We start from the raw sequence: 13,158 nt of genomic DNA, 5'->3' as shown, positions 1-13,158 counted from the left end.
ATGCACGCATGAATGAGGAAAAGCTCCGGTACTTCCTGAAGCGGGTGACGGCCGATCTCCACGAGACGCGCCGCCGACTTCAGGAGGTCGAGTCGGAGGAGCAGGAGCCGATCGCGATCGTCGGCATGAGCTGCCGCTACCCAGGAGATGTCGAGTCCCCGGAAGACCTGTGGCGGCTGGTGTCCGAGGAGACCGACGCCATCTCACCTTTCCCCGTCGACCGGGGCTGGGACATGGGGCGCCTTTTCGACGAGGACCCCGACGGGAGGGGCACGAGCTACGTGCAGGAGGGCGGATTCCTGCACACCGCCAACCGGTTCGACCCGGCGTTCTTCGGGATCTCGCCGCGTGAGGCGCTCGCGATGGACCCGCAGCAGCGGCTGCTGCTGGAGACGTCCTGGGAGGCGTTCGAGCGGGCCGGTATCGACCCGACCTCGGTGCGCGGCAGCCGGACCGGCGTCTTCGCGGGCGTCATGTACCACGACTACGCGTCCCGTCTGCGTGCCGTGCCGGAGGAGGTCGAGGGCTACCTCGGCACCGGCGGCTCCAGCAGCATCGCCTCCGGCCGGGTCTCGTACACCTTCGGTCTGGAGGGCCCGGCGCTCACCGTCGACACGGCCTGCTCGTCCTCCCTCGTCACGCTCCACCTGGCCATGCAGGCGCTCCGAAAGGGCGAGTGCTCGCTGGCGCTTGCGGGCGGTGTCACCGTGATGGCGACCCCGGGAACCTTCACCGAGTTCAGCCGCCAGCGCGGCCTGTCGTTCGACGGCCGCTGCAAGTCCTTCGCGGACTCCGCGGACGGCACAGGCTGGTCCGAGGGGGCGGGCATGCTCCTTGTGGAGCGGCTGTCGGACGCCCTCAGGAACGGCCATCCGGTGCTCGCGGTCGTCCGGGGCTCGGCTGTCAACCAGGACGGCGCGAGCAACGGCCTCACGGCTCCGAACGGCCCCTCCCAGCAACGGGTCATCCGGCAGGCCCTGGCCGACGCCCGGCTCACGGCCGCCGACGTCGATGTCGTCGAGGCGCACGGTACGGGTACGACCTTGGGTGACCCGATCGAGGCGCAGGCGCTGCTGGCCACGTACGGCCGAGAGCACACCGAGGACAGCCCGCTGTGGCTGGGCTCGGTCAAGTCGAACATGGGCCACACGCAGGCGGCCGCCGGTGTCGCGGGCATCATCAAGATGGTCATGGCCATCCGCCACGGCAGGATTCCGAAGACGCTGCACGTCGAAGAGCCGTCGACCAATGTCGACTGGTCGGCGGGCTCGGTCTCCCTGCTGCGGGAGACGGTGGAGTGGCCGGTGACCGGCCGCCCGCGCCGCGCCGCCGTGTCGTCGTTCGGCATCAGCGGCACCAATGCGCACACGATCATCGAGCAGGCACCGCTGCCGGAGGCCGATACACCGCCCGCCGACGACGAGTCGGACGGCTCGCAGGGAACGGACGTCGCCGAGCGGAGCGCTGATGCCGAGGCCGGGGTGCGGCCCGTTTCCGTGCCGCCTGTCCTGCCCTGGGTCGTCTCGGCCCGCACGGAAGAGGCCCTGCGCGCGCAGGCCGAGCGCCTGCTCGCCCATGCGCGGACCCATCCGGACCAGGCTTCGGTGGATACGGGCTTCTCCTTGGCCACTGGTCGCGCCGCGCTGGAACACCGCGCCGTCGTCGTCGCGGCGGACCGGGAGAATGCCCTAGCCGATCTGGCTGCGCTGGCGTCGGGCGAGACCACCGCGCGCGTCGTACTCGGTGAGGTGGGAGCGCGCGGGAAGCTGGCGTTCTTGTTTACGGGGCAGGGGAGTCAGCGGCTGGGGATGGGCCGTGAGCTGTATGCGGCGTATCCGGTGTTCGCGGAGGCGTTGGATGCGGTGTGCGCCCGGCTGGATCTCGAAGTGCCGTTGAAGGATGTGCTGTTCGGGTCCGATGGCGCTGCGCTGGATCGGACGGCGGTTACGCAGCCTGCGTTGTTCGCGGTTGAGGTGGCGTTGTTCCGGCTGGTGGAGTCGTGGGGTGTGAGGCCGGACTTCGTGGCGGGTCATTCGATCGGTGAGATTGCGGCTGCCCATGTGGCGGGGGTGCTGACCCTTGAGGATGCCTGCACCCTGGTGTCGGCTCGTGGGCGTCTGATGCAGGCATTGCCCACCGGTGGTGTGATGATCGCGGTGCAGGCGTCGGAGGCTGAAGTTCTGCCGCTGCTGACCGACCGGGTGAGCATTGCCGCGGTCAACGGCCCGCGGTCGGTGGTGATCGCGGGTGACGAGGACGCGGCGGTCGCGATCGCGGAGGGCTTCGAGGCTCAGGGCCGCAAGTCCAAGCGTCTCACCGTCAGTCATGCGTTCCATTCGCCGCATATGGACGGCATGTTGGAGGACTTCCGGGCTGTGGCGGAGGGTCTGTCGTACGAGACTCCGCGGATTGCGGTCGTCTCGAATCTGACAGGCGCGCTGGTCTCGGAGGAGATGTCGTCTCCGGACTTCTGGGTTCGGCATGTCCGTGAGGCCGTGCGTTTCCTGGACGGCGTCCGTGCCCTGGAAGCCGCCGGGGTCACGACATACATCGAGCTCGGCCCTGACGGTGTGCTCTCGGCGTTGGCTCAGGAGTGTGTGGGGAGCGAGGCTGTGGCCTTCGTGCCTGTTCTGCGCTCCGGTCGCTCTGAGGCCGAGACGGTCACCACTGCCCTCGCCCAGGTGCACGTCCGCGGTGTCGACGTGGACTGGCAGGCGTATTTCTCCCGTACAGGCGGGCAGCGCGTCGATCTGCCCACCTACCCCTTCCAGCGCGAGCACTACTGGCTCGACGCGGGGACTCTCGGCGGGGATGTGACCACGGTGGGCCTCCGGTCCGCCGATCATCCGCTGCTCGGCGCCTCCGTGGCTCTGGCGGACGCCGAGGGTCTGCTCCTCACCGGCCGGCTCTCGCTCGACACCCACCCCTGGCTCGCCGACCACGCGGTGGCGGGGACGGTCCTGCTGCCCGGTACGGCCTTCGTCGAGCTGGCACTCCGCGCGGGCGACCAGGTCGGCTGCGACCTGGTCGACGAACTCACCCTCGCTGCCCCATTGGTACTGCCCGAGGACTGCGGCGTCGAGATCCAGATCGCCGTCGCCGCGCCCGACGAATCGGGCCGCCGGTCCGTCGTCTTCCACGCGCGCGCCGATCGCGGTGCGGACGACGAGCCGTGGGTGCGGCACGCGACAGCCGTACTGGCTGAGGGCGCGGAGACCCCGGCGTTCGACCTCGGTATCTGGCCGCCGACCGGGGCCGAGTCCGTCCCGGTGGAGGGGCTGTACGAAGGGCTCGCGGACTCCGGCTTCGGCTACGGTCCTGTGTTCCAGGGGCTGCGTGCCGCCTGGCGCCGGGGCGAGGAGGTGTTCGCCGAAGTCAGCCTCGGTGAAGTCGGTCCCGGAGCAGCCCAGTTCACGCTCCACCCGGCCCTTCTTGACTCCGCTCTGCATGCCATCAACCTCGGCTCGCTCGTCGAGGACACCGGGCAGGGGCGTCTCCCGTTCGCATGGAGCGGTGTGGCGGTCCACGCCGTGGGGGCGGACACCCTGCGCGTACGTCTCTCCCGGGCCGGGCAGGACGCCGTGGCGCTGGAGATCGCGGACGCGGACGGCGCGCCCGTCGCGTCCGTACGCAGCCTGGCCCTGCGCGCCTTCTCGCCCGACCAGCTCTCCGGGCCGGGCGGCGGTCCCGGCGATGCGTTGTTCCAGGTGGACTGGACGGCAGTGCCTGCGGGTGGTCCTGCGGGTTCGGTGGATGACTGGATGGTGCTGGGTGCTGGTTCGCAGGCGTATGCGGATCTTGCCGGGCTGGGTGCGGTTGTTGCTGAGGGTGGTGCGATTCCGTCGGTGTTGGTGGTTCCGTGTGTGGAGGTGGAACCGGATGGGCGGGGTGGTGTTTCGGGCGGGGTGCATGCGGCTGTGGTGTGTGCGCTGGGTCTGGTGCGGGAGTGGTTGGCGGATGAGCGGTTCGGGGGCTCGCGTCTGGTGTTCCTGACGCGGGGTGCTGTGGCGGCGGTGCCGGGTGAGGATGTGGCGGATCTGGTCCATGCTCCGGTGTGGGGTTTGGTGCGGTCGGCGCAGTCGGAGAATCCGGGTCGTTTCGGTCTGATTGATGTCGATGGTGACGGCGATGTGGACTCGGATGTGCTGTCGGCGGTGCTCGCTTCGGGCGAGCCGGAGGTCGCGGTCCGTGGGGGATGTGTCCTCGTGCCGAGGTTGGCGCGTGCTGTTGTCGTTGATGGTTCGGCTGGGTTGTTGGATTCCGAGGGCACGGTGTTGGTGACGGGGGCGGGTGGGACGTTGGGTGGTTTGTTCGCCCGTCATCTGGTTTCTGCGTACGGTGTGCGGCATTTGTTGTTGGTGGGTCGTCGTGGTGAGGCTGCGGTGGGTGCTGCTGAGCTGTCGGCTGAGTTGGCTGGGTTGGGTGCCCGGGTTTCGTGGGCGGCGTGTGATGTGGCGGATCGGGATGCTCTGGGGTTGGTGTTGGCTGGTGTGCCGGTGGAGCATCCGTTGGTGGGTGTGGTGCATGCGGCGGGTGTGCTGGATGACGGTGTGGTTTCGTCGTTGTCTGCGGAGCGTGTGTCGGCGGTGTTGCGGCCGAAGGTGGATGCGGCCTGGAATCTGCATGAGCTGACGCGTGGGCTGGACTTGTCGGTGTTTGTGTTGTTCTCTTCGGCTGCTGGTGTGTTCGGTGGTGCGGGTCAGGGGAACTATGCGGCGGCGAATGTGTTCCTGGATGCTCTGGCTGCGCACCGTAGGGCGCGGGGTCTGGTTGCTACGTCGCTGGCGTGGGGTCTTTGGGCTGGGTCCGGGGGTATGTCGGGTGAGTTGGACGCTGGTGATGTGTCGCGGCTCGGTCGTGGTGGTGTGGGTGCGCTGTCTGCTGGGGAGGGGGTGGCGCTCTTTGATGCTGTGTCCGGGTCCGGGCAGGCGTTGTTCGTGCCGGTGAAGCTGGATCTTGCTGCCCTGCGGGCCCAGGCAAGCAGTGGTGGCATGCTGCCGCCGCTGCTGAGCGGCCTGGTCCGTACCCCCACCCGCCGCGCGGTCCGGGGTGGTTCGGCCTCGGACGGCACATTCGCCCGGCAGTTGGCCGTGCTGGCTGCGGACCAGCGGCTCGGTGCCGTGCTTGAGCTCGTACGGGCGCAGGTTGCGGCCGTGCTCGGGTTCGCCGGGCCCGAAGCGGTCGATCCGGCACGGTCGTTCAACGAGGTCGGCTTCGACTCGCTGACCGCCGTCGAGCTGCGCAACCGGCTCGGCGCGGCGACCGGTGTACGGCTGCCCGCCACGCTCGTCTTCGACTACCCGACGCCGGTCGTCCTTGCCGACTATCTGCACGCCGAACTGCTCGGCGGGCAGGATGCGGCAAACGCCCCGGTCGCCGCCATCGCCCGGGACGACGACCCCGTGGCGATCGTGGCGATGGCCTGCCGCTTCCCGGGCGGCGTACGGTCGCCCGAGGACCTGTGGGGGCTCGTTCTGGAAGGCCGGGACGCCATCTCGGACATGCCGGACGACCGCGGCTGGGACGTCGACGGGCTGTTCGACCCCGACCCCGAACGGCCGGGCACCAGCTACAGCAGGGCGGGCGGATTCCTCCATGACGCCCACCACTTCGACCCGACGTTCTTCGGGATCTCGCCGCGCGAGGCCCTTGCCACCGACCCGCAGCAGCGGCTGCTGCTTGAGACGTCGTGGGAGGCGTTCGAGCGGGCCGGCATCGACCCGGCGGCCGTACGCGGCAGCCGGACCGGCGTCTTCGCGGGCGTCATGTACAGCGACTACGGCACCCTGCTCTACCGCGCGCCCAACGGTCTCGAAGGCTATATGGGCACCTCCAGCTCGGGCAGCGTCGCCTCGGGCCGGGTCTCGTACACCCTCGGTCTCGAAGGCCCGGCGGTCACCGTCGACACCGCATGCTCGTCCTCCCTCGTCACACTTCACCTCGCGGTCCAGGCACTGCGCAACGGCGAGTGCGACATGGCGCTGGCCGGAGGCGTCACCGTGATGGCCACGCCCGGCACGTTTGTCGCGTTCAGCCGGCAGCGCGGGCTCGCGAGCGACGGGCGCTGCAAGCCGTTCGCGGCTGCGGCCGACGGTACGGCGTGGGGCGAAGGGGTCGGCATGCTGCTGGTGGAGCGGCTGTCGGACGCGCGCAGGAACGGTCATCCGGTGCTTGCGGTGGTTCGTGGTTCGGCGGTCAATCAGGATGGTGCGAGTAATGGTCTGACGGCTCCGAATGGTCCGTCTCAGCAGCGGGTGATCCGTCAGGCTCTGGTGAGTGCGGGTCTGTCGGCGGCCGAGGTCGATGTGGTGGAGGCGCACGGTACGGGTACGACTCTGGGTGATCCGATCGAGGCGCAGGCGCTGCTTGCCACGTATGGTCAGGAGCACAGTGACGAGCAGCCGTTGCTGCTCGGTTCGATCAAGTCGAACATGGGTCACACGCAGGCCGCTGCCGGTGTGGCGGGCATCATCAAGATGATCATGGCGATGCGCCACGGCGTGCTGCCGAAGACCCTGCATGTGGATGAGCCGACTCCGCACGTCGACTGGTCGGCAGGGGCTGTGACGCTCCTCGACACGGCCACTGCCTGGCCGGAGACGGGCCGTCCGCGGCGCGCGGCCATCTCGTCCTTCGGTATCAGTGGCACCAACGCCCACACGATCATCGAGCAGGCTCCCGAGCCCGCGGAGGAGCCCGACACACGACCGGTTGGTGAGGTGTGGCCGGTGTTGCCGTTCGTGGTGTCGGCGAAGTCGGTGGAGGGGTTGCGTGGTCAGGCGGCGCGTCTGCGGGCGCATGTGGGGGTCTCGGTTGAGGCCAGGGATGTTGATGTGGCGTATTCGCTGGCTACTGGGCGGGCGGTCTTTGATCACCGGGCGGTGGTCGTGGCGGGCGACCGTGAGGAGTTGGCGCGTTCTCTGGCCGTGTTGGAGGCGGATGGTACGGCGGTGGGTCTGACGCGGGGATCGGTGAGTGCGGGGAGGCTGGCGTTCCTGTTCACCGGGCAGGGGAGTCAGCGGCTCGGTATGGGGCGGGAGCTGTACGCGACGTATCCGGTGTTCGTGCGGGCTCTGGACGCGGTGTGTGAGCGTTTTGACTCGCGCTTGGAACTGCCGTTGAAGGATGTGCTGTTCGGGTCGGACGCGGACGTGCTGGATCAGACCGTGTATACGCAGCCTGCGTTGTTCGCGGTTGAGGTGGCGTTGTTCCGGTTGGTGGAGTCGTGGGGTCTGAAGCCGGACTTCGTGGCGGGTCATTCGATCGGTGAGATCGCGGCTGCGCATGTGGCGGGGGTGTTCTCGCTGGAGGATGCGTGCGCGCTGGTCGCCGCCCGCGGCCGGCTGATGCAGGCATTGCCCACTGGTGGTGTGATGATCGCGGTGCAGGCGTCGGAGGACGAGGTTCTGCCGCTGCTGACCGACCGGGTGAGTATCGCGGCGGTCAACGGCCCGCGGTCGGTGGTCGTCGCGGGTGACGAGGATGCTGCGGTCGCGGTCGTGGACGCGTTCCCGGACCGTAAGTCCAAGCGTCTCACCGTCAGTCATGCGTTCCATTCGCCGCACATGGACGGCATGCTCGACGCGTTCCGTAAGGTCGCCGAGGGTCTGTCGTACGAGACTCCGCGCATCAAGGTTGTCTCCCACCTCACCGGCGCGCTGGTCTCGGACGAGATGGGCTCGGCCGACTTCTGGGTACGGCATGTCCGTGAGGCGGTCCGCTTCCTCGACGGCATCCGGACGCTGGAGGCCGCGGGTGTCACCACGTACATCGAACTCGGCCCCGACGGTGTCCTCTCCGCCATGGCCCAGGACTGCCTGAGCAAGGACGGCGCCACCTTCGCGCCCGCCCTCCGCAAGGGCCGCCCCGAGCCTGAGACCATCACCACCGCCCTCGCCCACGCACACACCCACGGCACGTCCGTCGACTGGGACACGTACTTCTCCGGCACCGGCGCCCGCCGCGTCGACCTGCCCACCTACGCCTTCCAGCGGCAGCGCTACTGGATCGACGTGCCCGTCTCCTCCTACGGTGATGTGGCCTCCGCCGGACTCGGCGAGGCCGAGCACCCGCTGCTGGGCGCGGCCGTCGAACTGCCCGACTCCGGAGGGCTTCTGTTCACCGGTCGGCTGTCGCTGCAGTCGCACCCCTGGCTGGCCGATCACGCCGTTGCCGACACCGTCCTGCTGCCCGGGACCGCGTTCGTGGAGCTCGCGCTGTACGCCGGGCAGCGGGTGGGCAGCGGCCTGCTCGAAGAACTGACGCTGGAGGCGCCGCTGGTGCTGCCCGAGACTGGCGCGCTCCAGCTGCGCGTGTCCGTGGCCGCGCCGGACGACACGGGGCGGCGCGCGCTGCACGTGCACTCGCGACCCGAGGATCTGGGAGGGGCGGACCGTCACGGGCACGAGGTGCCGTGGACGCGGCACGCCGGCGGAGTGCTCGCCGCGCCGGGCGCCGCCGACGCCGCGCCGGACGTTTCCGGCCTGGAGGTCTGGCCCCCCGCGGACGCCGAACCGCTCGACGCGGCCGACCTGTACGACCGGTTCGCCGCGGGCGGCTTCGCGTACGGCCCGGCGTTCCGTAATCTGCGCGCTGCCTGGCGGCGCGGCGACGAGCTGTTCGCCGAACTGCTTCTGCCCGAGGGCCCGCGCGCCCAGGCCGCCCACTTCGGTGTCCACCCGGCGCTGCTCGACGCGAGCCTGCACGGCATCGCGCTCGGCTCGTTCCTCACCTCCACCGATGCCGAGACCGGCGGGAGCGGCGAGAGCGGCGAGAGCGGCGGGGCGGGCGAGACCGGCGGGAGCGGCGGGACCGGCGGGGCGGGTGAGGACACCCGTATCCGGCTCCCGTTCTCCTTCAGCGGTGTCGGACTGCACTCGGTCGGCGCGGGCTCGCTGCGGGTGCGGCTGGCCCCGGCCGGGTCCGGCGCAGTGTCCCTCGCGGCCTTCGACGAGCAGGGGGCACCGGTCGTTTCGGTGGAGTCGCTGCTGCTGCGGGCGCTCGACCCGGCGCGGCTGCGGTCGGCGGACCAGCCGGAGTTCCACGAGTCGCTCTTCCGGCTGGAGTGGCCCGCACTGGCCACCGGTTCCCGTACCGAACATGACCGCAGGGACGGTGGGGACGCCCGTTGGGCCGTGGTCGGGGCGGACCCCCTCGGTCTTGAGGCCACGCTGCGGGACGCGGGCGTTACCGTCGACGGGTACGCGGACCTGTCCGCGCTCGGCGGAGTGGTGGCCGCGGGCAAGCCGCTGCCGGACACGGTGCTCGTCTCGTACGCCTCGTCGGGATCTGTCGGTACGCAGCACACGGCCGACGCGGTCCGACACGCGGCCCACGACGCGCTGGAGCTCGTACAGAACTGGCTGGCCGACGAGTCGTCGGCCGGTGCCCGGCTGGTCGTGGTCACCCGTGGTGCGGTCGAGGCACGGCCCGGCGAAGGTGTCCCGGACCTGGCGTACGCGCCGGTGTGGGGTCTGTTGCGGTCCGCGCAGTCCGAGAACCCCGGGCGGTTCGTGCTGCTCGACCTCGACCTCGACCTCGACCTCGACTTAGACCTTGACACGGAGATCGCCGAGAGCGCGGGAGAGACGAGGGCCGACAGCGCGAACGCAATCACCCTCGCCCCGTCGCTGGCAGCGGCTGTGGCGAGCGGGGAGCCCCAACTCGCCCTCCGTGACGGCGTTCTGCACGCCGCACGACTGGCACGGGTCCCCGTTGCTCCCGCGGCACCGGATCAGCACACGTCCGGTGCCGAGGCGGACGAGGCAACGCGCTCCGAGACGGAGAGGATCACCGACAGCGTATCCACCCTCGACCCCGACGGCACCGTCCTCATCACCGGCGGCACCGGAGCGCTCGGCAGCCTGCTCGCCCGGCACCTGGTCGTCGAGCACGGTGTACGGCACCTGCTGCTGACCAGTCGGCGCGGGGCCTCAGCCGAGGGCGCGCCCGAACTTGTCGCCGCCCTGGCCGAACTGGGGGCGCAGGCGACCGTCGCCGCGTGCGACGCGGCAGACCGTGAGGCGCTCGCCGCGCTGCTGGCAGGCATCCCGGCCGAACACCCGCTCACCGCCGTCGTCCACACCGCGGGCCGCGTCGACGACGGACTCGTACCGTCGCTGAGCCCGGAGCGGATCGATACGGTGCTGCGTCCCAAGGCCGAGGCGGCGCTGCATCTGCACGAGCTCACCCGCGGGCTGGACCTTGCCGCGTTCGTCCTGTTCTCCTCGGCAGCCGGCACGCTCGGCAACCCCGGTCAGGGCAACTACGCCGCGGCCAACGCCTTCCTGGACGCCTTGGCCCAGCACCGGCGCGCGGCCGGGCTGCCCGCCGTGTCGCTGGCCTGGGGACTGTGGGAGCAGCGCAGTGCGATGACCAGCGAGCTCACGGATGCCGACATCCAGCGGATGGCGCGAGCCGGGCTGGCTCCGCTCTCCTCGGACGAAGGCCTCGCTCTCTTCGACACGGCGTGCGCCCTTGCTTCGGCGGGCGCATCACAGCCCACGACGGGCGACACAGCGACGGGCGACACGGCGATCGGCGGCACCGTCACCTCCGGCTCCGGCTCCGGCGCCGTGGCCTCCGGCGCCGGAGTATTCGTCGCCATGCGACTGGACACCGGCCCCCTGCGTACCCAGGCGGACGCCGGAGCCCTTCCGGCCGTCTTCCGGGGGCTGGTCCGTGGCCGTCCCCGCAGAGCCGCCGCGCACCGGGCCGCCGTGCACCAGGCCGCCGACTCGGCGGTGTCCGCCGCCGCGCGACGGCTCTCGGGCCTGTCCGGGCTGCCGGAGGACGAGCAGGAGCGGGTGCTGCTCGACGTGGTGCGCACCCACGTGGCCGCCGTGCTCGCCTATCCGTCGCCGGACGCGGTGGGAGAGTCGCAGGAGTTCCTGGAACTCGGTCTGGACTCGCTGACCGCCGTCGAACTGCGCAACCAGCTGAACGCCACGACCGGCCTGCGGCTGCCCGCCACCCTCATCTTCGACCACCCCACACCCGCGCTCGTCGCCGGCCGGCTGCGCGCCGAACTCGCCGGAGCCCCCGCTGCGGCTGCGTCCGACGGCGCGGCCGGGAGCGGCGGGGAGGACTCCGCGGGTGTCTTCGGTGCCATGCTTCAGGAGGCAGGAACGCAAGGCGCGTCCGGGCAGTTCATGGAGCTGCTCATGCAGGCGTCGCGGTTCCGGCCGTCGTTCGCCTCACCGGCCGAGCTGCGCAAGGCACCGAGTCTGGTACGGCTCTCGCGCGGCGGGACGCGGTCAGGACTGGTCTGCTTCTCCTCGATCCTGTCGATCTCGGGCCCGCACCAGTACGCACGCTTCGCCTCGGCCTTCCGGGGGCGCCGGGACGTCCATGCGCTCGGCGCACCCGGCTTCCTGCGGGGCGAACAACTGCCCTCGACCACCGACGCGGTGATCGAGGCCCAGGCGGAGGCCGTGCTACGGCACGCGGGCGGCGCGCCGTTCGTGCTCCTCGGCCACTCCTCGGGAGGCATGCTCGCGCACGCGGTCGCCGGGAAGCTGGAGAGCGCGGGGGTCTTCCCCCAGGCGCTGGTGATGATCGACATCTACTCGCACGACGATGACGCGATCATCGGGATCCAGCCCGGCCTCTCGGAGGGAATGGACGAGCGGCAGGACACGTACGTACCGGTCGACGACAGCCGCCTGCTGGCGATGGGCGCCTACTTCCGGCTGTTCGGCGGATGGAAGCCCACGGCCGTGAAGACGCCGACCCTGCTGATACGGGCAGGAGAGCGGTTCTTCGACTGGTCCCGGCCCACGAACGGGGACTGGCGTTCCTACTGGGACCTGGAACACACCGCTGTGGATGTGCCGGGCAACCACTTCACCATGATGGAGGAACACGCCCCGACGACCGCGCAGGCCGTCGAGGAGTGGGTGGACGCCACCCACTGAGTGCCTCACGCCGACGCCGGGACAGGCACAAGGGCCGGCTCCCACCCCTGAGGGTGGGACCCGGCCCTCGGTGTGCCGACACTCCGTCAGGCGGCCCGTCGCGCCCGCTGACGCTCCCGCTCGCGGGAGCGCTTCTTCGGCAGCCCCACCGTCACGACCTCGAAGCTGTCCTTGGTGAGGTCGAGGCGGTGGAAGAGGTTGTCCGGTCCGGTCACGCACACCGTGCCCACACCGAGCCCCTTGAGCGACTCCACCACGCTCGGCCACTGGATCGGCCGGTCGAAGGTGTCCAGCATCATCCTGCGCATCCCGGCGGCGTCCCGGACGACCGTGCCGTCCTGGTCGGTGATCACGGGCAGGGTGGGGTCGGCCAGTTCGTAGGCGCCGAAGACCTCTTCCTCCGCCTTGCGACGCAGGTCCGAGAAGGCCGCCGCGTGGACGGGCGGCCGCATCGAGTACATCGAGTAGCCGCCTGCCGCGCTGATACTCGCCTTCAGGCCGTCGAGCTCCTTCTCCCGCACGGACAGCATGTGGAAGCCGGCGTCGAGCCGGCCGGAGATGTCGTACCAGACGCCACGGTCGTCGAAGCCGGCGAGGATCTCGTCCAGTCGCTCCTGCGGGGTGCGGACGAAGGAGTGGGTGACGACGTCCTCGTAGGCGCCGGTGAAGTACTCCTCCTCGCACCGGGCCAGCTCCGCGGTGAGCCGGACGACATCCGCGAAGGGAAGCGAGCCGACGAAGGCCGCGGCGGCTTTCTGGCCGAAGCTCGGACCCGTGCAGACCGTGGGGGAGATGCCGAGCGTGTCCACCGCCCGGTCCGCCATCCCCATCGAGTTCACCAGAAAGGCGATCTGCGAATAGACGGAGTAGTCGTCCTCCGAGGTGCGGAACCGGTCGAACACCGAATAGCCGAGCGCCTCGTCGGCCTCCGCGAGCCTCTTGCGCGCATAGGGGTCGAGCAGCAGGAACTTGCCGACCTCCGTGAAGCCCGACGGGCCCATGCCCGGAAACACGATCGCGGTCCCGGTCCTGTCGGCCCCGTAACCGGCCCGGTCAGCCGTGCCGTCGGAGTCGGCGGGACTCACGGGATCACAAGGCCCGGCCACTTCGGCGGTACTGGCGGTACCGGCCACTTCGGCCACTTCGGCCACTTCGGCCACTTCGGCCGGTACGTCCGGTACGGCCGCATCGGTCGAGGGAATCTGCTCGGAATTGGTCATGATCCGTGAATGCCTTTGCTTTC

The 13,158-nt window shown here is 70.3% G+C and carries 2 protein-coding genes; one reads left to right on the top strand and one right to left on the bottom strand.

Going from position 1 to position 13,158, the window contains the following annotated elements; all coding sequences use genetic code 11:
• Positions 1-8 precede the first annotated feature (8 nt).
• Entirely contained in the window at positions 9-11,915 is an 11,907-nt protein-coding gene (locus OG293_RS07520) for a type I polyketide synthase (protein ID WP_405997988.1), read from the top strand.
• A gap of 86 nt (positions 11,916-12,001) precedes the next feature.
• Here OG293_RS07520 and OG293_RS07515 read toward each other — a convergent pair whose 3' ends face one another.
• Positions 12,002-13,135 (bottom strand): ACP S-malonyltransferase, encoded by a 1,134-nt coding sequence (locus OG293_RS07515; protein ID WP_405997987.1) that lies wholly within the window; start codon positions 13,133-13,135, stop codon positions 12,002-12,004.
• Between the last annotated feature and the right edge of the window lie 23 nt (positions 13,136-13,158).

Origin of the sequence: Streptomyces sp. NBC_00829, from assembly GCF_045161795.1 — a bacterium.
In the GTDB taxonomy this organism is placed as follows: Bacteria; Actinomycetota; Actinomycetes; order Streptomycetales; family Streptomycetaceae; genus Streptomyces.
The sequence above is the reverse complement of the archived record's forward strand: the minus strand, read 5'-3'. Positions and strand labels throughout refer to the sequence as shown.

Excerpts from the sequence above, each read along its gene's own strand:
- OG293_RS07520 (WP_405997988.1), top strand. The coding sequence starts at position 9 with ATGAATGAGGAAAAGCTCCGGTACTTCCTGAAGCGGGTGACGGCCGAT.
- OG293_RS07515 (WP_405997987.1), bottom strand. The coding sequence starts at position 13,135 with ATGACCAATTCCGAGCAGATTCCCTCGACCGATGCGGCCGTACCGGAC.